The sequence below is a fragment of the Mesorhizobium sp. WSM4904 genome, assembly GCF_029674545.1.
Taxonomy (GTDB): domain Bacteria; phylum Pseudomonadota; class Alphaproteobacteria; order Rhizobiales; family Rhizobiaceae; genus Mesorhizobium.
On the sequence record NZ_CP121354.1, the window covers coordinates 609358 to 631487 of the forward strand.

26 protein-coding genes are annotated in these 22130 nt (G+C 64.5%); 14 read left to right on the forward strand and 12 right to left on the reverse strand.

What is annotated here, in order from left to right; translation table 11 throughout:
- Nucleotides 1–46 precede the first annotated feature (46 nt).
- The 3 genes from trxA (at nt 47) to QAZ47_RS02815 (ending at nt 1608) form a co-directional block, all read left to right on the forward strand.
- Entirely contained in the window at nt 47–370 is a 324-nt protein-coding gene (gene trxA / locus QAZ47_RS02805; RefSeq protein ID WP_278232429.1) for a thioredoxin, read from the forward strand.
- Nucleotides 371–501: 131 nt separating this feature from the next.
- The gene (locus QAZ47_RS02810; protein ID WP_278232430.1) at nt 502–783 is read left to right on the forward strand and encodes a cupin domain-containing protein; all 282 of its coding nucleotides are present in this window, start codon (nt 502–504) and stop codon (nt 781–783) included.
- A 60-nt stretch (nt 784–843) separates the two neighbouring features.
- Complete coding sequence (locus QAZ47_RS02815) at nt 844–1608, forward strand: sulfite exporter TauE/SafE family protein (RefSeq protein WP_278232431.1); 765 nt, start codon at nt 844–846, stop codon at nt 1606–1608.
- Nucleotides 1609–1653: 45 nt separating this feature from the next.
- Here QAZ47_RS02815 and QAZ47_RS02820 read toward each other — a convergent pair whose 3' ends face one another.
- The 6 genes from QAZ47_RS02820 to QAZ47_RS02845 form a co-directional block, all read right to left on the reverse strand.
- A complete protein-coding gene (locus tag QAZ47_RS02820) occupies nt 1654–2073 on the reverse strand; it encodes a VOC family protein (protein ID WP_278205471.1) in 420 nt (139 codons plus the stop codon).
- A gap of 32 nt (nt 2074–2105) precedes the next feature.
- On the reverse strand, nt 2106–3431 hold the full coding sequence (locus QAZ47_RS02825) for a folylpolyglutamate synthase/dihydrofolate synthase family protein (RefSeq protein WP_278232432.1): 1326 nt from the start codon (nt 3429–3431) through the stop codon (nt 2106–2108).
- A 223-nt stretch (nt 3432–3654) separates the two neighbouring features.
- Nucleotides 3655–4581, reverse strand: coding sequence for an acetyl-CoA carboxylase, carboxyltransferase subunit beta (gene accD / locus QAZ47_RS02830; protein ID WP_278232433.1), 927 nt, complete (start codon nt 4579–4581; stop codon nt 3655–3657).
- Between the two features lie 38 nt (nt 4582–4619).
- Nucleotides 4620–5459, reverse strand: coding sequence for a tryptophan synthase subunit alpha (gene trpA, locus QAZ47_RS02835; protein WP_278232434.1), 840 nt, complete (start codon nt 5457–5459; stop codon nt 4620–4622).
- Nucleotides 5460–5461: 2 nt separating this feature from the next.
- Complete coding sequence (gene trpB / locus QAZ47_RS02840; RefSeq protein WP_278232435.1) at nt 5462–6712, reverse strand: tryptophan synthase subunit beta; 1251 nt, start codon at nt 6710–6712, stop codon at nt 5462–5464.
- An 86-nt stretch (nt 6713–6798) separates the two neighbouring features.
- Entirely contained in the window at nt 6799–7458 is a 660-nt protein-coding gene (locus QAZ47_RS02845; RefSeq protein ID WP_278233759.1) for a phosphoribosylanthranilate isomerase, read from the reverse strand.
- A 109-nt stretch (nt 7459–7567) separates the two neighbouring features.
- Between QAZ47_RS02845 and QAZ47_RS02850 the strand changes: the two genes are divergently transcribed.
- Entirely contained in the window at nt 7568–7786 is a 219-nt protein-coding gene (locus tag QAZ47_RS02850) for a hypothetical protein (RefSeq protein WP_278205476.1), read from the forward strand.
- Between the two features lie 318 nt (nt 7787–8104).
- Here QAZ47_RS02850 and QAZ47_RS02855 read toward each other — a convergent pair whose 3' ends face one another.
- The 4 genes from QAZ47_RS02855 to QAZ47_RS02870 form a co-directional block, all read right to left on the reverse strand.
- Nucleotides 8105–8863, reverse strand: a complete 759-nt coding sequence (locus QAZ47_RS02855; protein WP_278232436.1) for a M48 family metallopeptidase — start codon at nt 8861–8863, stop codon at nt 8105–8107.
- A gap of 120 nt (nt 8864–8983) precedes the next feature.
- Nucleotides 8984–9466 carry a DUF2852 domain-containing protein gene (locus QAZ47_RS02860; protein WP_278232437.1) on the reverse strand — a complete coding sequence of 161 codons (483 nt, stop codon included), beginning with the start codon at nt 9464–9466 and terminating at the stop codon, nt 8984–8986.
- A 114-nt stretch (nt 9467–9580) separates the two neighbouring features.
- The gene (locus QAZ47_RS02865; RefSeq protein ID WP_278232438.1) at nt 9581–10723 is read right to left on the reverse strand and encodes a benzoate/H(+) symporter BenE family transporter; all 1143 of its coding nucleotides are present in this window, start codon (nt 10721–10723) and stop codon (nt 9581–9583) included.
- A gap of 3 nt (nt 10724–10726) precedes the next feature.
- Entirely contained in the window at nt 10727–11497 is a 771-nt protein-coding gene (locus QAZ47_RS02870; RefSeq protein ID WP_278232439.1) for an alpha/beta hydrolase, read from the reverse strand.
- Between the two features lie 228 nt (nt 11498–11725).
- Between QAZ47_RS02870 and infC the strand changes: the two genes are divergently transcribed.
- From infC to QAZ47_RS02910, 8 genes are all read left to right on the forward strand, one after another.
- Nucleotides 11726–12262 (forward strand): translation initiation factor IF-3, encoded by a 537-nt coding sequence (gene infC / locus QAZ47_RS02875; RefSeq protein WP_126057137.1) that lies wholly within the window; start codon nt 11726–11728, stop codon nt 12260–12262.
- Nucleotides 12263–12471: 209 nt separating this feature from the next.
- A complete protein-coding gene (locus QAZ47_RS02880) occupies nt 12472–13119 on the forward strand; it encodes an isoprenylcysteine carboxylmethyltransferase family protein (protein WP_278205482.1) in 648 nt (215 codons plus the stop codon).
- 474 nt (nt 13120–13593) lie between these two features.
- Nucleotides 13594–13797 carry a 50S ribosomal protein L35 gene (rpmI, locus tag QAZ47_RS02885; protein ID WP_027166935.1) on the forward strand — a complete coding sequence of 68 codons (204 nt, stop codon included), beginning with the start codon at nt 13594–13596 and terminating at the stop codon, nt 13795–13797.
- Between the two features lie 95 nt (nt 13798–13892).
- The gene (rplT, locus tag QAZ47_RS02890) at nt 13893–14294 is read left to right on the forward strand and encodes a 50S ribosomal protein L20 (RefSeq protein ID WP_071100686.1); all 402 of its coding nucleotides are present in this window, start codon (nt 13893–13895) and stop codon (nt 14292–14294) included.
- Between the two features lie 131 nt (nt 14295–14425).
- Nucleotides 14426–15553 carry a phenylalanine--tRNA ligase subunit alpha gene (pheS, locus tag QAZ47_RS02895; RefSeq protein WP_278233760.1) on the forward strand — a complete coding sequence of 376 codons (1128 nt, stop codon included), beginning with the start codon at nt 14426–14428 and terminating at the stop codon, nt 15551–15553.
- Nucleotides 15550–15987, forward strand: coding sequence for a GFA family protein (locus QAZ47_RS02900; RefSeq protein WP_278232440.1), 438 nt, complete (start codon nt 15550–15552; stop codon nt 15985–15987). The genes pheS and QAZ47_RS02900 overlap by 4 nt, the downstream gene beginning before the upstream one ends.
- Nucleotides 15984–18392, forward strand: coding sequence for a phenylalanine--tRNA ligase subunit beta (gene pheT / locus QAZ47_RS02905; RefSeq protein ID WP_278232441.1), 2409 nt, complete (start codon nt 15984–15986; stop codon nt 18390–18392). The genes QAZ47_RS02900 and pheT overlap by 4 nt, the downstream gene beginning before the upstream one ends.
- 39 nt (nt 18393–18431) lie before the next feature.
- Entirely contained in the window at nt 18432–19034 is a 603-nt protein-coding gene (locus tag QAZ47_RS02910; RefSeq protein WP_278232442.1) for a nucleotidyltransferase family protein, read from the forward strand.
- Nucleotides 19035–19265: 231 nt separating this feature from the next.
- Here the strand turns inward: QAZ47_RS02910 and QAZ47_RS02915 are convergent, their stop codons facing one another.
- Nucleotides 19266–20261 carry an aldo/keto reductase gene (locus QAZ47_RS02915; protein WP_278232443.1) on the reverse strand — a complete coding sequence of 332 codons (996 nt, stop codon included), beginning with the start codon at nt 20259–20261 and terminating at the stop codon, nt 19266–19268.
- Between the two features lie 96 nt (nt 20262–20357).
- On the opposite strand from QAZ47_RS02915, the gene QAZ47_RS02920 reads away from it, so the two are divergent.
- Nucleotides 20358–21248, forward strand: a complete 891-nt coding sequence (locus QAZ47_RS02920; RefSeq protein ID WP_278232444.1) for a LysR family transcriptional regulator — start codon at nt 20358–20360, stop codon at nt 21246–21248.
- A gap of 24 nt (nt 21249–21272) precedes the next feature.
- Here the strand turns inward: QAZ47_RS02920 and QAZ47_RS02925 are convergent, their stop codons facing one another.
- Nucleotides 21273–21428 (reverse strand): hypothetical protein, encoded by a 156-nt coding sequence (locus tag QAZ47_RS02925; RefSeq protein ID WP_278232445.1) that lies wholly within the window; start codon nt 21426–21428, stop codon nt 21273–21275.
- Nucleotides 21429–21553: 125 nt separating this feature from the next.
- Between QAZ47_RS02925 and QAZ47_RS02930 the strand changes: the two genes are divergently transcribed.
- Nucleotides 21554–22123, forward strand: coding sequence for a cytochrome b (locus tag QAZ47_RS02930; protein ID WP_278232446.1), 570 nt, complete (start codon nt 21554–21556; stop codon nt 22121–22123).
- Nucleotides 22124–22130 lie beyond the last annotated feature (7 nt).

Sequence of the window (22130 nt, forward strand, 5' to 3'; positions counted from 1 at the left end):
CAACCACCACATTTGGTGCAACCCGAGTTTTCGAAAGGATTTCAGCATGGCCACCGTCAAGGTCGACAAGGGCAATTTCCAGGCCGATGTGCTCAACGCCAAGGAACCGGTCGTGGTGGATTTCTGGGCGGAATGGTGCGGTCCTTGCAAGATGATCGCGCCGGCGCTGGAAGACATCGCCAAGGAACTCGGTACGAAGATCAAGGTCGCCAAGCTCAACATCGACGAGAATCCCGAATTGGCCGCGCAGTATGGCGTGCGCTCGATCCCGACGCTGATGATCTTCAAGGGCGGCGAAGTGGCCGACATGAAGGTGGGTGCCGCGCCGAAGACCGCGCTGTCGCACTGGATCAACGGCAGCCTCGCCTGAGCCAATCCGAATATTTTGAAGGAACGAGCCCGGCCACCGCGCCGGGCTTTTCTTTGGCGCCATCGCTGGCGGCGCTCTGGCCCTCGCACCCGGGCACGTCATGCCCTCTGCTTCGGAAAAAGGAGAGCGCCATGACCGGAACAGCCAAGGCCACAGTTCACGTCGACAACGAGCGGGTGATCGTCACCGAATACCGCTTCGCGCCCGGCGCCAACACCGGCTGGCACCGCCACGACCACGACTATGTCGTGGTGCCGCTGATGGACGGCAAGGTGAAGCTGGTGACCAAGGACGGCGTCACCTTCGCCGAGATGAAGCAAGGTGCGCCCTATTTCCGCAGGGAAGGCGTCGAGCACGACGTCATCAATGCCAATGACGGCGAATACGCCTTCATCGAAATCGAGCTGAAGTAAGCGTGCTGTGATCTCGGCCGCCAGCTTGCGACGACTCACCACGGCCTCGAACGCCACGACATGGGTCTAGGTTCACTCGCCGCCTTTGCTGGTTTCGCGGCGATTGCCGCCTATGTCCAGACACTGACAGGTTTTGCCTTCGGTCTGATCATGATGGGCGCGATCGCCCTCGTTGGCTTGCTGCCGCTGCCGGACGCCGCTGCGATGGTCGGCATGCTTACACTGGTCAACGCGGCGCAAATGCTGATCCAGGGCGGCTGGCGCGAAGTCGCACGCCGCGAGTTGCGACTGATCCTGGTCGCAAGCCTGCCTTCGTTGTTCGTAGGTTACGTCCTGTTGGAATGGCTGGCGGACACACGAGCGGACCTGCTGAAAATCGGACTTGGCCTGGTCATCATGCTGTCCAGCCTGCAGCTGGCGGTCAGGCCCGCCGGTTTGGCAAAACCATCGTCAAACGCGAGTTTCGTCGGCTTTGGCGTCATCTCGGGTCTGATGAGCGGCCTGTTTGCGACCGGTGGTCCGCCGCTCGTATATCTTCTCTTTCGCCAGCCGCTGCCCCATGTGCGCATTCGCGAAACACTGGTTACCGCGTTCGGCGCCGCGCAAGCGGTCCGGCTTAGCACGGTCGTGGCGAGTGGCAACCTGCCTGCCATGTCGCCCATGGCGCTCGTCCTTGCCGTACCGGCGGTGATGCTGGCGACCTATGCGGCGCGCCGCTGGCCGCCGTCGTTGTCGCAACGGACGATGCGCAGGAGCGTCTTTGTCCTGCTTTTCCTGTCCGGCCTGTCGTTGGCGCTGCCGGCCATCATGCACCTTGCCGTTTAGCTGGAGATGCGGGCTCGTGGAATTTCCAGCCGGACCACTACCTGGTCACCAGTCGGCGACGCGGTCGCCGCCGGCAAATTGCGCGCTTTTGCCGGTATATTCGAACAGCTCGATCCTCACGCCGTTGGGATCTGTGATCCAGGCCTGAAAAGTGTCGTCGCAGGCGAGCTTCTTTGGCGTCACCTCGACGCCTTTCGACCGGATGTGGGCGATCGCGGCATCGATGTCTTCCACCTCGAGGCAGAAGTGGTTGATCTGATTGCGCTCGCTGTAGCTGGTCTCGCTCTTCTCGAACACCTCGACATGGCTGCGGCCGCCACAATCGAGGTAGAAACCGAAGACCTTGCCGTCGCGGAGGAAATTGAACCGCGTGTCCATGCCGAGCACGTCGTGGTAGAAGCCGCGCGTCGCCTCGAGGTCATGCGCGAAGATGCAGACATGGGCGAGCTGCTTCACCTTGATCATGACAGGCTCCTTGCGGCTCAGCGAACCTTCGCTCAGGTCGGCGGCGTGCCGTTCTCGTCCAATACAGCGCCGGCGAAATAGAGCGAGCCGCCGATGAGGATGCGCGGCGCCGGACCGTCCCAGCTGTCGCGCAACAGCATCAGCGCATTGGCGACGGAGCTGACCGGCTCTGCCGACAGGCCGGCTTCGGTGGCGCGCAGCGCCAGCTCGTCGTTCGGCACGCCGGCATCGCTCTTGCTCACCGGCACCGTGTAGACATGCCGGGCCAGCCCCTTGAAGGCGCTGAAATAACCGGTCTGATCCTTGGTGTTGATCATGCCGGAGATGAGGATCAGCGGCCGTGGGTTCTTTTCCTCCTGCTCGGCGAGCGCTTCGGCGATGACGACCCCGGCACCCGGATTGTGGCCGCCGTCGAGCCAGATCTCGGCGCCCTTGGGCGCCAGATCGACCAGCTTGCCCTGCGACAATTTCTGCATCCGGGCGGGCCATGCGACTTGCGCCATCGCCTTTTCAGCAGCGCGGTGACCGATCTCGAAGCCGGCGGCCTTGACCGCAGCGATCGCCGCGGCGGCATTGGCGAACTGGTGCCGTCCCGACAGGCGCGGCAGCGGCAGGTCCATCAGGCCGTCCTCGTCCTGATAGACCATGCGGCCGTTCTCCTCGAAGGCGAGGAAATCCTGGCCGTAGACGACGGTCGGGCAATCGAGCCGCTCGGCGGTCTCGATCATCACTTCGAGCGCCGTCTCGCTTTCCTGCGCGCCGATCACCACCGGGCAGCCGCGTTTCATGATGCCGGCCTTCTCGGCGGCGATCACCTCGACCCGGTCGCCGAGATAGGCTTCATGGTCCAGCGACACCGGCATGATCACGGACACCGCCGGCCGCGCGATGACGTTGGTGGCGTCGAAGCGGCCGCCGAGGCCGACCTCGATGATCGCGGCTTCGGCCGGATGCTCGGCAAACAAAATGAAGGTGACGGCGGTCAGGATCTCGAAGACGGTGATCTTCTGGCCCTGGTTGGCCTCGGCGACGCGCGCGATGGCCTCGGCGAAGATCTTGTCATCGACAAGCTTGCCGCCGCCCTCGGCGGCCAGCCGGTAGCGCTCGTGCCAGTTCACCAGATGCGGCGAGGTGTGCACGTGGACGAGGTGCCCCGCCGCTTCGAGCAGCGCCCGGGCAAAGGCGGCACAGGAGCCCTTGCCGTTGGTGCCGGCGACATGGATGACCGGCGGCAGCCGCTCCTGCGGGTTGCCGAGGCGGTCGAGCAGGCGGGTGATGCGGTCCAGCGAAAGGTCGAAGCCTTTCGGATGGAGCGTCATCAGATGTTCGATTGCGCGGTCGGCGGCGAGCGTTGTCATAGTGGAATCCCAGAGCGGGTCATCATTTCATGGAAATGCAGAACCGCTCCATCTTTTGTTGGCGCAATTCCGGACGGAAAACCCGTTCACGCTTTTCCTGGAATTGCTTTAGCGCACGACCCCGAAACCGGGAATCGGTTTCGAAAAGGGTCATGCGCAAATCAAATGGCTACTGCGCAGCACGGCCGGCGCGCAATCGCGATTCGCGGCGGACGATGTCGCGTCAGACCTGCGGCCGCGCTTCCGGTTGCGTCAGGGCCGGCGGCAGGATCTCCGGCTCGACCGGCTTCTCAGCCGCTGGAACCTTGAGGAGCATCTTCAAGAGCCTGGCGATGGTCTGGCGCATCTCCAGCCGCGAAACCACCATGTCGACCATGCCGTGCTCCATCAGATATTCGGCGCGCTGGAAGCCGTCGGGCAGCTTCTCGCGGATGGTCTGCTCGATGACACGCGGGCCGGCGAAGCCGATCAACGCGCCGGGTTCGGCAATGTGGACGTCGCCGAGCATGGCGTAGGACGCGGTGACGCCGCCCGTCGTCGGATTGGTGAGCACGACGATGTAGGGCAGACCGGCTTCCTTCAGGCGGTCGACGCCGACCGTGGTGCGCGGCAATTGCATCAGCGAGAGGATGCCTTCCTGCATGCGGGCGCCGCCCGAGGCAGCGAACAGGATCAGCGGCCGCCTGCGCTGCAGGGCGACTTCGAAGCCGTGGACGATGGCTTCGCCGGCGGCCATGCCGAGCGAGCCGCCCATGAAAGCGAAATCCTGCACGGTGACGATGACCGGAAGCCCGTCGATGGTGCCGGCGGCATTGAGGATAGCGTCTTCCAGGCTGGTCTTGGCCTTCGCCTCCTTCAGGCGATCGGTGTAGCGCTTCTCGTCGCGGAACTTCAGCGGGTCCTGGACGACCTTGGGGTTTTCCAGCGTCTCGTATTTGCCGTCGTCGAAGAAATATTTCAGCCGTTCCTTGGCCGAAATCTTCATGTGGTGGCCGGAAGCCGGGATGACGAACTGGTTGGATTCGAGGTCCTTGTGGAAGATCATCTCGCCGGTCTCGGGATCCTTGATCCAGAGGTTTTCCGGCATATCGGTGCGCCGGCCGAGCATCGAATTGATCTTCGGACGGACGTAGTTGGTGATCCAGTTCATGGCTTCGGCTCCTGTCCTGGAAGATAGACTTAGGAAGACTATTCGGCGGCAGCAAGGCGGGCCGAACGCACGCCCTGGGCAAGGCCGCTGACCAAAGTCGCGACGGCCTCGGCCGGATCGGCGGTCTTCTCGCCCTTGGGTCCGAGCACATTGGCGACCGCGTTGACGATCGCGGTGCCGACGACGACGCCGTCGGCCGAGGCGCCGATCACCCGGGCCTGCTCGGCGGTCTTGACGCCGAAGCCGACGCAGACCGGCAGCGCGGTATGACCCTTGATGCGCTTGACTGCCGCCGCGACCTTGGCGGTGTCGGCAAGGGCCGAGCCGGTGATCCCGGTCATCGATACGTAATAGACGAAGCCGGAGGTGTTTTCCAAAACCTTGGGCAGGCGCTTGTCGTCGGTGGTCGGCGTCGCCAGTCGGATGAAGTTGACGCCGGCCTTCAGCGCCGGGATGCAGAGCTCCTCGTCCATTTCCGGCGGCAGGTCGACGACGATCAGTCCGTCGATGCCGCTGGCCTTGGCATCGGCGAGGAAGCGATCGACGCCGTAGATGTAGATCGGGTTGTAGTAACCCATCAGCACGATCGGCGTCTCGTTGTCGCTGGTTCGGAATTCGGCCGCCATCTTCAGCGTCTTGACCAGCGTCTGGCCGCCTTTCAGCGCCCTGAGGCCCGCCGCCTGGATGGCCGGACCGTCGGCCATCGGATCGGAGAAGGGCATGCCGAGCTCGATGACGTCGGCGCCGGCGCCCGGCAGCGCCTTCATGATGGCCAAGGAGGTGCCGTAGTCCGGGTCGCCGCCCATGATGTAGGTGACCAAAGCCGGACGGCCCTCGGACTTGAGCTTCGCCATGCGGCGGTCGATGCGGGTGGTCATCGTCAGATCTCCATGCCCAGCATGTTGGCCACCGTATGCACGTCCTTGTCGCCGCGGCCGGACAGGTTGACGATGACGATCTGGTCCTTGTCCATTTCCGGCACGATCTTCATGGCGTGGGCAATGGCGTGCGCCGATTCCAGGGCCGGGATGATGCCTTCGACGCGGGTCGTGAGCTGGAAGGCTTCCAGCGCCTCGTCATCGAGGATCGGCACATATTGGACGCGGCCCGAATCGCGCAGCCAGGAATGCTCGGGCCCGACGCCCGGATAATCGAGGCCGGCCGAGATCGAATGGCCGTCGAGGATCTGGCCGTCCGCATTCTGCAAGAGATAGGTGCGGTTGCCGTGCAGCACGCCGGGAGAGCCGGCGCTCATCGAGGCGCAGTGCTCGACGCCGTTCAGGCCACGCCCGCCGGCCTCGACGCCGATGATGCGAACCTCCTTGTCGTCGAGGAAGGGATGGAACAAGCCGATGGCGTTGGAGCCGCCGCCGACCGCGGCGATGATGACATCCGGCAGCCGGCCTTCCTGCTCCAGCACCTGGGCACGCGCTTCCGTGCCGATGACCGACTGGAAGTCGCGCACCAGCTCCGGATAGGGATGCGGGCCGGCGGCGGTGCCGATCAGGTAATAGGTGTCCTCGACATTGGTGACCCAATCACGAAGGGCTTCGTTCATGGCATCCTTCAGCGTGCCGTGGCCGGCGGTGACCGGCCGCACCTCGGCGCCGAGCAGCTTCATGCGGAAGACGTTGGGGCTCTGCCGGGCGACGTCGGTGGCGCCCATGTAGACGACGCAAGGGTAGCCGAAGCGCGCCGCGACGGTTGCCGAGGCGACGCCGTGCTGGCCGGCACCGGTCTCGGCGATGATGCGCCGCTTGCCCATGCGCTTGGCGAGCAGGATCTGGCCGAGGCAGTTGTTGATCTTGTGCGAGCCGGTATGGTTCAGGTCCTCGCGCTTGAAATAGACCTTGGCGCCGCCCCCGAGGCCCCTCGCCGAGGAAACCTCACGAAGATGCCTGGTCAGGCCTTCGGCGAAGTAGAGCTTCGACGGCCGCCCGGCATAGTGGGTCGACAGGTTCTGCAGCTCGGCCTTGAACTCCGGATCGTTCTTGGCCTTGTTCCACTGCTCTTCGAGATCGAGGATCAGCGGCATCAGCGTCTCGGCGACGAAGCGCCCGCCGAAAATGCCGAACATGCCCTGCTCGTCGGGCCCGGTGCGGAAGGAATTGGGCATAGCCGGCTTGTTCATCGCCGATCTCCTGGCATCTTATGTTTGAGCATGTCCTTATCGGAAAACCGGATTCCACTTTTCCGGGACATGCTCGGTTAGGTTCCTCAGGCGGCGCGGTCGTCGCGCGCGGCCTTGACGGCCCGGAAAAACTGCTCGATCAGCGCCGGATCCTTGACGCCGGGAGCGCTTTCCACGCCCGACGAGATGTCTATTGCGGGCGGATTGGCCAGTCTCAGGGCATCGCCGACATTGGCGGCGTTGAGCCCCCCGGAAAGCATGTAATCGAGCCCGGCGTCAAGGCCGGCAAGGAGGCGCCAGTCGAAAGCGACGCCGTTGCCGCCCGGCAATTGCGATCCCTTGGGCGGCTTGGCGTCGAACATGAACTGGTCGGCAATGCCGATGTAGGGCTTTATCCGGTCGAGGTCCGCCGCTTCGCTGACCGACAGCACCTTCATCACCGGCAGGCCGTAGCGAGCCTTGAGCTCCGCCACCCGCGCCGGCGTTTCGGACCCATGCAGCTGCAGCATATCCGGCTGCATCCTGGAGACGATCTCGTCCAGGAATTCATCATCGGCGTCGACGGTGACGGCGACCGCCTTGGCCTTGCCGCGCGCGGCTTCGCGCAGGCGCCCTGCCTCTGCCGGTTCTACGTAACGCGGGCTTTTGGCAAAGAAGATGAAGCCGACATGGCTGGCGCCGCCGGCGAGCGCGGCAGCCATCGCGGCGTCGGTCTTCAATCCGCAGATCTTGATGTCGAGCGTCATGGCGCGGAATTGGCACGAAAAGCCGCAAGAGTCGAGAAAAAGCATGCTGTTGCCGGATGGTCAGAAAGCGCTAACTTGAATTCAAGGCAATGCAGGCGGGAGCAAACCAATGGCCGACCGGACCGTCGCCGAACTCAGGCAAAAGATCGCGCAGGCGCGCGAGGTGATCGCGCATCTGATGGAGAAGTCCGACTTCAACGGCGCCGAAGCGCACCGGGCGCTGGAATATTTCGGCAGCGACGCCTTCGACCGGAATTTCTTGCCCTGGCCGCATCAGGGGGATGAGGGGCTGAAGCCGGAGGAGTTGAACGCCGCGAATGACGATTGAGCGGGTTTGCGGCGAGGCAACCGCGCCTTCGTCCCAGGGCGGAGCGACGCGAAAGCGGAGCGCAGACCCTGGGATCCATTCCGTTACGTCGGCCGAAGAGTGCCGCGATCGAAAATAAAACGGCCGTTCTGGGACGCCTCTCGTCAAGGCAAAACAACTTCTGAACCGCCGCAGCGCTCACGCGTCACGGCATGGATCCTAGGGTCTACGCGCGTCGCTTCGCTCCTTGCTTCGCCCTAAGATGACGACGCTGAGGGCACGGCCAAATCTCAACGTCCCGCAGCCAGCGGTGGACGACAATGGCGCCTCGCAGACGACTTACTCGAACACGATCGCCTGCAGCGCGCCGCCGTTGCGCTTCAGCCAATCCTTGCAGCGGTCGGTGTCGGGGCAGAGCTTTTCGCACAATTTCCAGAATTTCGGGCCGTGGTTCATCTCTTTCAGATGCGCCACCTCATGCGCCACCAGGTAATTGATGACCGGCGGCGGCGCCATCATGATGCGCCACGAGAAGGAGAGATTGCCCTCCGAGGTGCATGACCCCCAGCGGCTGGAGGTATCCTTGTAACGGATCGCCTTGGCGCGCTTGCCGATCGCTTCGGTGTGCTTGACCACCAGCTTCTCGATCTCGCGCTTGGCCTCGCGTTTCAGATAATCGGCGATGCGGCGCGGCAGGTGGATGCGCTCGCCATGCACGATCAGCAGCGGGCCGCGATCGTCGCGAGCGATGGTGACGGTGCCGCGCTTTGCCGGCTCATGGACGATGCGGTGCGGCACGCCCCGGATCGGGATCTTGATGCCTGGCCGCACCTGCGGACGCATCGGCACCTTGGCCAGGCGCTGCTCCAGCCAGTCCTGATGACGGTCGAGGAATTTCTCGACCTCGCCGCGCCGCAGGCCGGGCGGCACGGTGATGCGCAGGCCCTGGCCGCCGGAATCGATGCGCAGCGTCAGCCGCCGGGCCCTGGCGCTCTCGACGATCTTGAGCGGCAGCGTGCGGCCGGCGACGCAATGCTCGCGCTCTACGACGGGCGCGGGCTTGGGCTTGGTCAGATTGCGAAAGAAGCCGAGGGACATGGCTGGACGATACGCGATTCGAGGAAAACGGCCAGTGGAGTGAAGCTACATGGAGAACAAAAAAGAAACGGCGCCGCTCGCGCGACGCCGTATTATCACGCCGAAACCTGTCGCGCGGCCTCAGTCGTCGAGCAGATTCGTGCCTTCGCCGCGCTTCGGCCCTGTCGCTCCGGTCGAGTCGCCAGTGGCGGTCGGTGCGGTCGGCTTGTTGCGCTGAGCCATGAAGCGGTCGAACTCTTCCTGGTCCTTGGCGCGGCGCAGCTCGCGGGCATACTCGTCGAACTCGGTCAGCATTTCGTCGAGCTTGCGGCGCTCCTCGGCGAGGCGCTCGAGCTCCTTCTCGCGCCAGTCGTCGAAGGCGACGTTGCCGGTGCGGGACGAACCGTGGCCCCAGCGGGCGGCCTTGTCGGAGCCGCGGCGGCAGCCGGCGAAGATACCGTCGGTGGCGCGGTTGACGTCACGCTTGAAGCCATCGAGCCGGTCGCCCCAGATGATGTAGGCGAGCATGGCGAAGCCGAGCGGCCAGAACACCATGAAGCCGATCACCATCAGCGCGATGGTCGCCGGCGTCCAGGCCGGACGGATCAATGCGGTTGTGTTCATTCTCCCAATCCTTCCGTTGGAGACAGCCAAACCGGCTGTGTGGAATCGAAATGGGAAGGCGAAATCGGCGATTCAAGGCAAGTCCGCCCAAAACCGGCGAAGCGGTTGAAATGATTATCGCCTTTTGAGTTTTTCGAGGAAAAGCACCACCATTCCGGCAACCAGGCCCCAAAACGCGGCGCCGACACCGAACAGCGTCAGCCCCGAGGCGGTCACCGCGAAGGTGACGGTGGCCGGCATGCGCTCGCCCGTGTCATGGAGAGCGATCGACAGCGCGTTGGCCAAAGGTGCCATCAGCGCCAGTCCGGCGACCAGCACGATCAGGCTCTGCGGCAGGACGGCGAAGATCGCCACCAGCGAAGCGCCGAAAATGGCAAAGACCAGGTAGGCGAGCGCATAGAACGGCCCGGTCTTCCAACGCTCGGCGGGGTCCGGATGGACGTCCGGGCCGGTGCAGATCGCGGCCGAGATGGCCGCCAGATTGGTGGTCGAGGCGCCGAACGGCGCCGAGAGCAGCGAAAACAGCCCGGTGACGCCGATCAGCGGGCCGGGCTCCGGGTGGTAGCCGGCGGCTTTCAGGACGGCGAGGCCGGACAGGTTTTGCGAGGCCATGGTGACGAGGTAGAGCGGCAAGGCCAGCCCAACGATAGCCGAGGCGGTGAACTGCGGCACAACCAGTGTCAGTGTCGACAGTTCAGGCGCCGGCAGGCCGCCGACGCGGCCGGTGAGGAAGGCGGCGAGGCCGCCGCCGATCAGCACCACCAGCACAGACAATGCCGGATTGAACAGCCGGATGACGAAGAAGGCGGCGATCAGCGGCAAGATCAGCCACGGATCGGCGGGGATGGCCTTCACCGCATTGACGGCGAAGCCGACCAGGATGCCGGCGAGCATGCCGGAAGCCACCGAGGCCGGAATCATCGCGATCAGCCGGGTCAGCGGCTTGAACAGGCCGGTGGCAATCAGAAGGATGCCGGTGACGATGAAGGCACCGACGGCTTCCGGCATGGTGAAGCCGCTGGAGGCGGCAATCAGCGCCAGTCCCGGCGTCGACCAGGCGGTGATGACCGGCATCTTGGTGCGCCAGGACAGCCACAGGCATTCGATCGCCATGGCCAGGCAGATCGCCGTCACGCCGCTCGCGGTCTCGATCTGCGTGGCGCCGACCGCCTTGGCCGCGGCGATGACGATGGCTAAAGTGCCGCCAAAGCCGACGATCGCCGCGACGAAGGCGGATATGGGGATGGAAATGCGCATGGTTCAAGCGACCCGCTTGACCATGTCGCCGACGGCGCGGAGCAGCATGTCGAGATCCTCGGGGCGGGACAGACGATGATCGCCGTCGGGAATCAGCGACAGCGTGACGTCGTCGGCCGGCAAAAGCGCGGCGAGCTTCAGCGCATGGCCGGACGGCACGTCGGGATCGGCCAGGCCCTGCAGGATGTGTACCGGGCAGTGGGTGTCGATCGGCCCGGCCATCACCCGGTTCGCCCGGCCGTCCTCGATCAGCGCGCGCGTGTAGATATAGGGCTCGTCCGAATAGTCGGACGGTTCGGCGAAAAATCCCTTTTTCGAAAGATCGCGCTTCTGCGCCTTGGTCAGCACCGGTTCGATCAGCTCGATCGTGAAGTCCGGCGCCGGCGCAAGCAGCACGAGGCCGGCCACGCGATCCTCGCCCGCCTTGCGCAGTTCCTGAACCATGCGCAACGCTATCCACGCCCCCATCGAGGAGCCGACCAGGATCTGCTTGCCCTTGCTGAAGCGGCGGAAGACGGCAAGGCTCTCGGCCAGCCATTGCGAGATCGTGCCGTCGGCGAAATCGCCGCCGGATTCGCCGTGGCCGGAATAGTCGTGGCGCAGATAGGCGCGGCCTTCGCGGGCCGTCCAGGCCGACAGCGCCTCGGCCTTGGTGCCCAGCATGTCGGACTTGTAGCCGCCCAGCCAGACGATGCCCGGTGCCGAGCCCGGCACCTGCCTGACGGCGATCTCTGCCCCGTCCACGTCGATGAAAACTGGTGCGCTGGCGTTCATGACATCATCCTTCCCGGGCGGTCTTTTGGCACAACCGGCGGTTCATGGAAAAGTGCTCGTGACGTTTCTTTGCTTGGTGCAGACGATGGCGGCTTCCAGGGGCAAGCTTTGAGGTGATTTCCTGGTGAGGCTGTGCTATTGACTCCGGCCGCGCGCTCACCACATAGGCGCGTCCAAGGACTTGAATCCAAAGAAACCCTGAACGAAACGGCCGAGGAGACCACGACCATTCGCAGACCTTTCAAAGCAGCGGCCCCCACCAAGGACGGTCCGCGCTCCAACCGAGACATCCGGGTTCCCCGGGTCCAGCTCATCGACGCCGAAGGCCAGAACCGTGGCGAAGTTTCGATCAACGACGCATTGCTGCTCGCCGAAGAGGCTGGGCTCGATCTCGTCGAGATATCGCCCAACGCGCAGCCGCCCGTCGTAAAGATTCTCGATCTCGGCAAGCTGAAATACGCCAACCAGAAGAAGGCGGCCGAAGCGCGCAAGAACCAGAAGGTCATCGAGATCAAAGAGATCAAGATGCGCCCGAACATCGACAGCCATGACTACGAGACCAAGATGAAGGCCGTGCGGCGCTTCTTCGAGGAAGGCGACAAGGTCAAGCTGACGCTGCGCTTCCGCGGCCGCGAGATGGCGCATATGGAGCTCGGCATGCAGCTCCTGAACAAGGTGCGCGAGGAAGTGGCGCCGATCGCCAAAGTCGAGGCCGAGCCGAAGCTCGAAGGCCGCCAGATGATGATGGTGCTGGCGCCCCGCTGACAGGGCGCCTTCCTTTCGTCCAGGAACCATTCCGGCGCGGCCGCTGCAATCCGTCGCGCCGATCACGGTTTCGAGAAAGAGAGTTGACCGGCCGGCGCGGCTTCGTGCTCTAAAATCCGCCCGAATTGCCGCGCACGGCGACCCGACGATCGGCGGGGCGCCTGTTTTCTATCCGATCGCCGGCAAAGAAAGCGACGATCGGATTGGCCATGGTCGATGAAACGAAGGTCCCGCCCGACAACCAGATAGAGGGGTTGGGCGGCTATCAATATATGCGCCGCGTCGTGCTGGCCGTGCTCATCGTGGTGCTGTTTGCGGCACTCTTGTTCGGCCAGTCGACGTTCCCTCCCGACACGCCGATGCACGAGTCGATCGAGATGTTCGGCGTGCTGCTGATCTTCCTCGGCGTCGTCGGGCGCTTGTGGTCCACGCTCTATATCGGCGGCCGCAAATCCTCCGAGGTGGTCACCGGCGGGCCCTATTCTATCACCCGCAACCCGCTTTACCTGTTTTCGACCGTGGCGGCCGCCGGCGTGGGCGCGCAGATCGGCTCGTTCTCCGGCATCATCCTCTTCGCGCTCCTGTGCGCCGGCGCCTTCCACATCGTCATCCTGCGCGAGGAGCGCTATCTCAAGGAAGTGCTCGGCGCTCCCTACAAAGCCTATCTGGCGAAGGTGCCGCGCTTCTTTCCCAACCTTTCGCTCTACCAGGAAGGCGATACCGGCAGCTTCAAGCCGCGCCTGCTGTTGAACACGTTGCTCGACGGATTGGTGTTCCTGGTGGCGCTGCCGGCCTTCGAACTGATCGACGGCGCGCAGCAATCAGGTGTGCTGCCGGTGTGGTTCACGCTGCCTTAAGGTGGCTCGCGTCGCGCGCCTTCGGCTAGCGGGATCGCGACAGAGCCCGAATTTGAGAACTCATTTTCGAGGTCGGCGCTGCCCCTCATTGCCCTGCCGGGCATCTCTCCCCGTATAGTGACGGGGAGAAAGGGCTGGCCGCAACGACGACGACCTTCTTGCAACGCTTGCGATTGGCGAAGCCGGCGACGACAGCGCCCCTCTCCCCGTCACTATACGGGGAGAGGATGCCGGCAGGCAGGTGAGGGGCGGCGCCGACGCCGGGAGAATTCACCTGAAGCGTTTGCCGCAAGGGCGTCGCCTCTGCTGTGTCGCTTCAGCTGTTGCGCGCGCGCCGTCTTTGATCTATAGGACCGCCGTTCAAGAAAACCGCCCGGCAGGGCATGCCGTGGCGGTTTCATTTGCTTTTCGGGCTTTGGTCGGCCCGAAGCGAACGAGAAGCGCGATGGTGCGCCACCAATACGGAGTAGCAAAATGCCCAAGATGAAGACCAAATCGGCCGCCAAGAAGCGGTTCAAGATTACTGCCACCGGCAAGGTGCTGTCGGCCGCCGCCGGCAAGCGCCACGGCATGATCAAGCGTTCCAACAAGTTCATTCGCGATGCCCGCGGCACGATGGTTCTGGCTGAACCGGACGGCAAGAAGGTCATCAAGAATTTTCTGCCGAACGGCCTTTAAGCATTTCGGTCCGGAACAGCTTTTTGTTTTTACGCAATTCCGAACGGAAAACCGCCAGACACTTTTCCTGGAATTGCTTTTAAGGAGATCATGACATGGCACGCGTAAAGAGAGGCGTCACCGCCCACGCCAAGCACAAGAAGGTCCTGAAAGCCGCCAAGGGCTTCTACGGCCGCCGCAAGAACACCATCCGCATCGCCAAGCAGGCGGTGGAGAAGTCGCTGCAGTATGCCTATCGCGACCGCAAGAACCGCAAGCGCTCGTTCCGCGCGCTGTGGATCCAGCGCATCAACGCGGCGGTGCACGAGCACGGCCTGACCTATGGCCGCTTCATCGACGGCCTCAACAAGGCCGGCATCGAGATCGACCGCAAGATCCTTTCGGACATGGCCATCCACGAGCCGCAGGCTTTCGCAGCCCTGGTCGCCAAGGCCAAGGTCGCGCTCGAATATCTGAAGAACACCACGCCGAATGCTTTTGAGAGCGCTGTCGCCTAAGCCAGCGCTTCCCAAGCATACGCAAATCTGATTTTGGGGAACCCGCGCTGGCACGGCTGGCGCGGGTTTTTCTCATGCCTGATGCAACCAAATTTGTTCCTGATGTAACCAAGATGGCACCGCACAGCGCGATGCCGGTTACCCATCGAGAGAGTTTCGCCGTGAACGCCACCGCTGGAAATCTTGAAACCCTTGAAGCTTCCCTGCTTGCCGACATCGCGGCCGCGGCCGACGAGCAGGCGATCGAGGCGGTGCGCGTCTCGGCGCTGGGCAAGAAAGGCTCGGTCTCCGAAATGCTGAAGACGCTCGGCGCCATGAGTGCCGAGGAACGGCAGGTGAAAGGCCCGGCGATCAACGGGCTGAAGAACCGCGTCACCGAGGCGCTGACGGCGCGCAAAGCCGAGCTGAAGGACGTGGCGATCGCCGCACGGCTCGCCGCCGAGACGGTCGACGTGACGCTGCCTGTGCGGCAATCGCCGGCCGAGCGCGGCCGCATCCATCCGATCAGCCAGGTGATCGACGAGATCGCGGCGATCTTCGGCGACCTCGGCTTCTCGATCGCCGAAGGTCCGGATATTGAGACCGACTATTACAACTTCACGGCGCTCAACTTCCCGCACGGCCATCCGGCGCGCGAGATGCACGACACCTTCTTCTTCCAGCCGGACGAGAAAGGCGAGCGCAAGCTGTTGCGCACGCACACCTCGCCGGTGCAGATCCGCACCATGGAGGGGCAGAAGCCGCCGATCCGCATCGTCATCCCCGGCAAGACCTACCGGCAGGATTCGGACGCCACGCACTCGCCGATGTTCCATCAGGTCGAGGGGCTGGTGATCGACAGATCAGCCAACATCGCCAACATGAAGTGGGTGCTGGAGGAGTTCTGCAAGGCCTTCTTCGAGGTGCCGAGCGTCAAGATGCGATTCCGGCCGTCCTTCTTTCCGTTCACGGAACCCAGCCTCGAGGTCGACATCCAGTGCGACCGCTCGCGTCCGGGCGAAGTGCGCTTCGGCGAAGGTGCCGACTGGATGGAGATCCTGGGCTGCGGCATGGTGCATCCCAACGTGCTGCGCTACGGCGGGCTCGATCCGGACGAATACCAGGGCTTCGCCTGGGGCATGGGCATCGACCGCATCGCCATGCTGAAATACGGCATGCCGGACCTGCGCGCCTTCTTCGACGCCGACGTGCGCTGGCTCACGCATTACGGCTTCCGTCCGCTCGACCTGCCGACGCTGTTCGGGGGGCTCTCGACATGACCGCCCCGCACACCGGCGGCTGCCGCTGCGGCGCGGTGCGGTTCGAGGCGTCAGCCGAGCCGCACCACATCAGCTATTGCCATTGCGGCGATTGCCGGCGCGCGAGCGGCGCGCCGGTGTCGGCCTTCGTCGGCTTCATGGCCGATCAGGTCGCGCTAGATGGCAAGTCGCTGAAGGCCTACCGGAACGGCCCGGTGGAGCGCTCTTTCTGCGGCATCTGCGGCTCGCCCGTCGCCTATAGCGACGAGCGTCTCAACGGCCACATCTACTTCATGCTCGGCGCCATGGACATGCCGGCCTATTTCAAGCCGACCCTGCATGCCTATGTGCGCGAGCAACTGCCCTTCCTGCATATGCCTGACGACCTGCCGCGGCATCTCAAGACCAGCGTGCCCAGGCCATCATCGTCTAACCCAGACGGAACACAGTCATGAAATTCACCCTCTCCTGGCTCAAGGACCATCTCGATACCGACGCTTCGCTTGCCGAGATCGTCGAAAGGCTGACAGCGATCGGCCTCGAAGTCGAACATGTCGACGACAAGGCGAGCCTGAAGCCCTTCGTCATCGCCAAGGTGCTGACGGCAGTCCAACACCCGGACGCCGATCGCCTGCGCGTGCTCACCGTCGACACCGGCGACGGCAAGCCGCCGGTGCAGGTGGTGTGCGGGGCGCCGAACGCGCGGGCCGGCCTGATCGGCGCTTTCGCCGCGCCCGGCACTTATATCCCTGGCATCGACGTGACGCTCTCGGTCGGCAAGATCCGCGGCGTCGAGAGCCACGGCATGATGTGCTCGGAGCGCGAGCTGCAGCTGTCCGACGAGCACACCGGCATCATCGATTTGCCCGAGGACGCTCCAATCGGCACCAGCTTCGCGGCTTACGCGCATCTCGACGACCCGGTGATCGAGATCAATCTGACGCCGAACCGGCCGGATGCGACCAGCGTCTACGGCATCGCGCGCGACCTCGCGGCGAGCGGGCTCGGCCGCCTCACCGGCGGCGCGATCATGCCGCATGCCGGCAACGGCATGTGCCCGGTCAAGGTCAAGATCGAGGCGCCGGAACTCTGCCCCGGCTTCGCGCTGACGCTGGTGAAGGGCGTGAAGAACGGCCCGTCGCCGAAATGGCTGCAACAGCGGCTGATCGCGATCGGGCTGCGCCCGATCAGCGCGCTGGTCGACATCACCAACTACGTCACCTTCGACCGCGGCCGGCCGCTGCATGTCTTCGACGCCAACAAGGTCGCCGGCAACCTCGTCGTGCGCCGCGCCAGGGACGGCGAGAAGGTGCTGGCGCTCGACGGGCGCGAATACGCGCTGACGCCGGAAATGTGCGTGATCGCCGACGACAACGGCGTCGAATCGATCGCCGGCATCATGGGCGGCGAGCATTCGGGCTGCGACGAGAACACCACCGACGTGCTGATCGAATCGGCGCTCTGGGATCCGATCACGACGGCCCGCACCGGCCGCACGCTCGGCATCATCAGCGATGCCCGCTACCGCTTCGAGCGCGGCGTCGATCCCGAATTCATGGTGCCGGGCGTCGAGCTCGCGACCAAGCTGGTGATCGATTTCTGCGGCGGCACGCCGACGGAAATCGAAGTGGCGGGCTATGCCGGCCACAAGCCGAAGATCATCTTCTTCCCGCTCTCGGAGGTGAAGCGGCTGACCGGCATCGAGGTGCCAAGGGAAGAAGCGCTCGCTATCCTGACCCGCCTCGGCTTCGAGCCGCGCAGCTCGGGCGACGCCGTCGAGGTGAAGGTGCCGTCCTGGCGGCCGGATGTCGACGGCAAGGCCGACCTCGTCGAGGAGGTGATGCGCATCCACGGCGTCGACAACATCTTGGCCCAGCCGCTGACCTCGCATGACGCGGTCAGCGGCAAGATCCTGACCACGCTGCAAGTGCGCACCCGCGCGGCGAAGCGCGCGCTTGCGGTGCGCGGCATGATGGAGGCGGTCACCTGGTCGTTCATCCCGGCGAAGCACGCCGAACTGTTCGGCGGCGGCCAGAATGCGTTGAAGCTCGCCAACCCGATCGCCGCCGACATGTCCGACATGCGGCCCTCGCTGCTGCCGGGGCTGATCAGCGCCGCGCAGCGCAACGCCGATCGCGGCATCGGCGACGTGGCGCTGTTCGAGGTCTCCGGCACCTATGAAGGCGACATGGCCGACCAGCAGCGGCGCGTTGCCGCCGGTGTCAGGCGCGGCACGGCCAAGCTCGACGGTTCCGGCCGCAGCTGGGCCGGCAATGCCGGACCGGTCGGCGTGTTCGACGCCAAGGCGGACGCGATCGCGGCGCTCGAAGCCTGCGGCGCGCCGGTCGACCGGCTGCAGATCGAGCCCGGCGGCCCGGCCTGGTATCATCCCGGACGCTCCGGCACGATCAAGCTCGGGCCGAAGACCGTGCTCGGCACCTTCGGCGAATTCCATCCGAAGACGCTCGAAGTGCTCGACGTTGCCGGACCGCTCTGCGGCTTCGAGGTCTATGTCGATGCCGTGCCGGAACCGAAGGCCAAGCCGACGCGCACCAAGCCGAAGCTCGAGCTTTCTCCCTTCCAGGCGGTGAAGCGCGACTTCGCCTTCGTCGTCGACAGGTCGGTCGAAGCCGGCACGCTGGTGCGGGCGGCTTTAGCCGCCGACAAGAAGCTGGTCACCGGCGTTTCGGTGTTCGACGTCTTCGAAGGCGCTGCGCTGGGCGCGGCCAAGAAGTCGATCGCCATCGAAGTCTCGATCCAGCCGGTCGAAAAGACGCTGACCGACGAGGATTTCGAGGCGCTTGCAAAACGCATCGTCGAGAACGTCAACAAGCAGACGGGCGGCGTCCTGCGCGCGTAGAGCATTGCGGAGCGATGGCGAATCGCCCTCCAAAGGGCGATGAACCATCTCCGCTATTCCGGCCTTGCCTTCGAAGAGCAGCGCGCAGCCTTCCTCGCCATCGTCGCGGCCGACCCGCTGCTCAATGAAACGCTGGCGCGCGTGCGCGCGATGGCGCTGCCGGATTGGCTGGTGGTTTCGGGCGCGCTCTACAACAGCGTCTGGAACCACCTGACCGGCAAGCCGCCAGGCTACGGCATCAAGGATGTCGACCTGTTCTATTTCGACGACGCCGACCTCTCCTACGAGGCCGAGGATGCGGTGATCCGCCGAGCGGCGCAGCATTTCGAGGGGCTGGCGCTGCCGGTCGAGGTGCGCAACCAGGCGCGCGTGCATCTGTGGTATCCGGTGAAGTTCGGGCAGGAATGCCCGCGCTACACGAGCGCGAGCGAACCCATCAGCTTTTTTGCCTCGAAAACGCATGCGGTCGGGGTGCGCTTCGGCAGCGACGGAGAGCTGGAGCTCGTTGCGCCGTTCGGGCTCGACGACATTTTCTCGTTCCGCATCGTGCCGAACAGGGTGCTGGACAATCGGCGCACGCATGAGGCGAAGGGGAGAAGGGCGCAGGAGTACTGGCCGGAGATTGAGGTGATGCCTTGGTAGGGATGTCGGCGCGAGGCACCCCCCTCTGCCCTGCCGGGCATCTCCCCCTCAAGGGGGGAGATCAGCAGCTTCGGCGCCGTGCCTCTTCCTTTAACCTCGGTGATTGGCGAAAGCGGCGGCGACAGCCAATCTCCCCCCTTGAGGGGGAGATGTCCGGCAGGACAGAGAGGGGTGCCTCGCGCCTACCTCTCGAAAGAAGGGACGCCTAGGCGCCCCTTCCTCTATCACAGCTCACCCATTCACCAGCGCCAGCAATTCCTCGGTATAGCGCTTGCCGACGACCTTGTCGGGCGACAGCGCGTCGCCGATCGCCGCAGCCTCGGCGGCGCTCAGCTCGATCCCGGCCGCCGCCGTGTTCTGCTCCAGGTGGCGGATCTTTCGCGCGCCGGGGATCGGCACGATGAAATCGCCCTGGTGCAGCACCCAGGCGAGCGCCAGCTGCGCCGGCGTCACGCCCTTCTCGGCCGCCATCTTCTCCAGCACCGCGATGACGGCGTTGTTGGCTTCCATGGCTTCGGCCTGGAAGCGCGGCAGGCCGAGCCGCCAGTCGCCGGCGCCGAGCGCATCCGGCTTGGCGATGGTGCCGGTGAGCAGGCCGCGGCCGAGCGGGCTGTAGGGGACGAAGCCGATGCCAAGCTCGCGGCAGACAGCGAAGACCTCGTCCTCCGGGTCGCGGCTCCACAGCGAATATTCGCTCTGCACGGCGGCGATCGGATGCACGGCATGCGCACGACGCAGCGTCGCTCCGCTCACTTCCGACAGGCCCAGCGCCCGCACCTTGCCTTCGCGCACCAACTCGGCCATGGCGCCGACCGTGTCCTCGATCGGGACGTTCGGATCGACGCGATGCTGGTAGTAGAGGTCGATCACGTCGGTATCGAGGCGCTTCAGCGAGGCTTCCGCCACCGCCTTGACGTGCTCGGGGCGGCTGTCGACGCCGATCATGCGGTCGGTGCCCGAACCGTGCTCGGAAATCTTGAAGCCGAATTTGGTGGCGATGGTGACCTTGTCACGCACCGGCTTCAGCGCCTTGCCGAGCAGGATCTCGTTCTCGAAAGGCCCATAGACCTCGGCGGTGTCGAAGAAGTTGACGCCGATCTCGACGGCGCGGCGCAGCGTGGCGATCGCCTCGGCCTCCGGCTGGCCGCCATAGCCGAAGCTCATGCCCATGCAGCCGAGGCCGACGGGGAAGACTTCGAGTTCAGTTCCTAGTTTGCGGGTTTGCACGGCGCATCTCCTTTTTGCGATGAGGAAGAGATAGCGCCTCGCAGAGCGTTCGATAATTCTGTCTCTTTTGTACGGCTTGCTCTATAAAAGAGATCAATGAACCGCGCCAACCTGTCCCAACTCGCCGTGCTCGCCACCGTCGCGCAATGCGCCAGTTTTCGCGGTGCCGCGCGCGAGCTTGGCATTGCGCCGTCGGCGGTCAGCCACGCGGTGTCGAGCCTGGAAGCAAGGCTCGGCGTGCGTCTTCTGGCACGCAGCACGCGCAGCGTAGCGCCGACCGAAGAAGGCGCGCAGTTGCTCGAACGGCTGCGGCCGGCGCTGTCCGAGATCGACCTGGCGCTGGAGACGGCGGTCGAGGCGCGCGACCGGCCTGCCGGCAACCTGCGGCTGACCGTGCCGCGCACCGCCGCGCATCTGGTGCTGACGCCGCGACTCGCCGCCTTTGCCGCCGCCTATCCCGACATCGTGCTGGAGATCGTCATAGAAGACCGTTTCACCGATGTGGTCGAAGGCGGCTTCGACGCCGGTGTGCGGCTCGGCGAGAGCCTGCAGCGCGACATGATCGCGGTGCGCATCGGTCCAGACATTCGCGGCGCGGTGGTCGGCGCGCCGTCCTATTTCGCCGCCATGCCGAAACCGCGCCATCCGCGCGACCTGACCGACCATCGCTGCCTGCGCTTTCGCTTCTCCAGCGGCATTCTTTACCGCTGGGAATTCGAAAAGGACGGCGAGGAGATCGAAATCGCGGCGCAGGGGCCGCTGATCCTCGACGAGGACCATCTGATCGCGCAAGCGGCGGTCGACGGCGCCGGGCTTGCCTTCGTCTTCGAGCCCTATGTCCGGGCGGCACTTGCCGACGGGAAGCTGATCCGCGTGCTGGAAGACTGGTGCCCGGCCTTCGACGGCTTCTTCGTCTATTATCCCAGCCGCCGCCAGATGCGGCCGGCGCTCAGGGCTTTCGTCGATTTCTTCAGGGTGAGCGGATAGTGGGGCGATCGCGAAACAAAGCGGTCACTTCGGTTTGCATTCAACTTTACCGACGTTGGTGCTGCCCCTCACCTGCCTGCCGGCATCCTCTCCCCGTATAGTGACGGGAAGAGGGGCGCTCTCTTCGATGATTTCGCCAATTTCGAACGTTGCAAGAAAGGCGCCGAGGCTGCGGTCCATCCCTTCTCCCCGTTCTTCACGCGGAGAAGGTGCCGGCAGGCGGATGAGGGGCAGCGCCTACATCGACAATAGCTCCTCTGGGATGCAGGTTGGACGAAAGCGATCATCACTGGCGTTCTTCGACCATGCAGTCCATCATCAACACCACCACCCGCTACGGCTGGGCCGCAATCATCCTCCACTGGCTGATCGGCATCAACTTCATCGGCCAGTTCGTGCTCGGCTTCGTGATGATGCGGATCGAAAGCCAGCGCACCTCCTTCGAGCTGATCCAGCTGCACAAATCCTTCGGCTTCCTGCTGCTTGGGCTCATCATCCTGCGCATTGCCTGGCGGCTCGGCAATGCGGTGCCGGCACTCCCGCCTTCTGTCGGAACATTGGAGCGCAAGGCGGCGCCGCTCGCGCATTTCGCGCTCTATGCCTTCCAGGTCGCCCTGCCGATCTCCGGCTGGGCGCTGGTTTCGGTCTCCACGCTGGAAATCCCGACAATGCCGTTCAACCAGTTCGTCATGCCCAACCTGCCGCTTACCGAATCCGACGCCGCCGAAAGCTTCTGGTCGGCGACGCATTGGTATCTCGCCTATGCCGGCATCGCGCTGGTGGCGTTGCATATAGCGGCGGCGCTGCGCCACCATTTCCTGCTGCGCGACAGCGTGCTCACGCGTATGATCACACCTTCGTCAGCCCGGGAATAGAGCGGGC

Bases quoted from the DNA above. Each gene is read 5' to 3' on its own strand.
- trxA (WP_278232429.1), top strand. From the start codon at position 47: ATGGCCACCGTCAAGGTCGACAAGGGCAATTTCCAGGCCGATGTGCTC.
- QAZ47_RS02810 (WP_278232430.1), top strand. From the start codon at position 502: ATGACCGGAACAGCCAAGGCCACAGTTCACGTCGACAACGAGCGGGTG.
- QAZ47_RS02815 (WP_278232431.1), top strand. From the start codon at position 844: ATGGGTCTAGGTTCACTCGCCGCCTTTGCTGGTTTCGCGGCGATTGCC.
- QAZ47_RS02820 (WP_278205471.1), bottom strand. From the start codon at position 2,073: ATGATCAAGGTGAAGCAGCTCGCCCATGTCTGCATCTTCGCGCATGAC.
- QAZ47_RS02825 (WP_278232432.1), bottom strand. From the start codon at position 3,431: ATGACAACGCTCGCCGCCGACCGCGCAATCGAACATCTGATGACGCTC.
- accD (WP_278232433.1), bottom strand. From the start codon at position 4,581: ATGAACTGGATCACCAACTACGTCCGTCCGAAGATCAATTCGATGCTC.
- trpA (WP_278232434.1), bottom strand. From the start codon at position 5,459: ATGACCACCCGCATCGACCGCCGCATGGCGAAGCTCAAGTCCGAGGGC.
- trpB (WP_278232435.1), bottom strand. From the start codon at position 6,712: ATGAACAAGCCGGCTATGCCCAATTCCTTCCGCACCGGGCCCGACGAG.
- QAZ47_RS02845 (WP_278233759.1), bottom strand. From the start codon at position 7,458: ATGACGCTCGACATCAAGATCTGCGGATTGAAGACCGACGCCGCGATG.
- QAZ47_RS02850 (WP_278205476.1), top strand. From the start codon at position 7,568: ATGGCCGACCGGACCGTCGCCGAACTCAGGCAAAAGATCGCGCAGGCG.
- QAZ47_RS02855 (WP_278232436.1), bottom strand. From the start codon at position 8,863: ATGTCCCTCGGCTTCTTTCGCAATCTGACCAAGCCCAAGCCCGCGCCC.
- QAZ47_RS02860 (WP_278232437.1), bottom strand. From the start codon at position 9,466: ATGAACACAACCGCATTGATCCGTCCGGCCTGGACGCCGGCGACCATC.
- QAZ47_RS02865 (WP_278232438.1), bottom strand. From the start codon at position 10,723: ATGCGCATTTCCATCCCCATATCCGCCTTCGTCGCGGCGATCGTCGGC.
- QAZ47_RS02870 (WP_278232439.1), bottom strand. From the start codon at position 11,497: ATGAACGCCAGCGCACCAGTTTTCATCGACGTGGACGGGGCAGAGATC.
- QAZ47_RS02880 (WP_278205482.1), top strand. From the start codon at position 12,472: ATGGTCGATGAAACGAAGGTCCCGCCCGACAACCAGATAGAGGGGTTG.
- rpmI (WP_027166935.1), top strand. From the start codon at position 13,594: ATGCCCAAGATGAAGACCAAATCGGCCGCCAAGAAGCGGTTCAAGATT.
- rplT (WP_071100686.1), top strand. From the start codon at position 13,893: ATGGCACGCGTAAAGAGAGGCGTCACCGCCCACGCCAAGCACAAGAAG.
- pheS (WP_278233760.1), top strand. From the start codon at position 14,426: ATGCCGGTTACCCATCGAGAGAGTTTCGCCGTGAACGCCACCGCTGGA.
- QAZ47_RS02900 (WP_278232440.1), top strand. From the start codon at position 15,550: ATGACCGCCCCGCACACCGGCGGCTGCCGCTGCGGCGCGGTGCGGTTC.
- pheT (WP_278232441.1), top strand. From the start codon at position 15,984: ATGAAATTCACCCTCTCCTGGCTCAAGGACCATCTCGATACCGACGCT.
- QAZ47_RS02910 (WP_278232442.1), top strand. From the start codon at position 18,432: ATGAACCATCTCCGCTATTCCGGCCTTGCCTTCGAAGAGCAGCGCGCA.
- QAZ47_RS02920 (WP_278232444.1), top strand. From the start codon at position 20,358: ATGAACCGCGCCAACCTGTCCCAACTCGCCGTGCTCGCCACCGTCGCG.
- QAZ47_RS02925 (WP_278232445.1), bottom strand. From the start codon at position 21,428: ATGGACCGCAGCCTCGGCGCCTTTCTTGCAACGTTCGAAATTGGCGAA.
- QAZ47_RS02930 (WP_278232446.1), top strand. From the start codon at position 21,554: ATGCAGTCCATCATCAACACCACCACCCGCTACGGCTGGGCCGCAATC.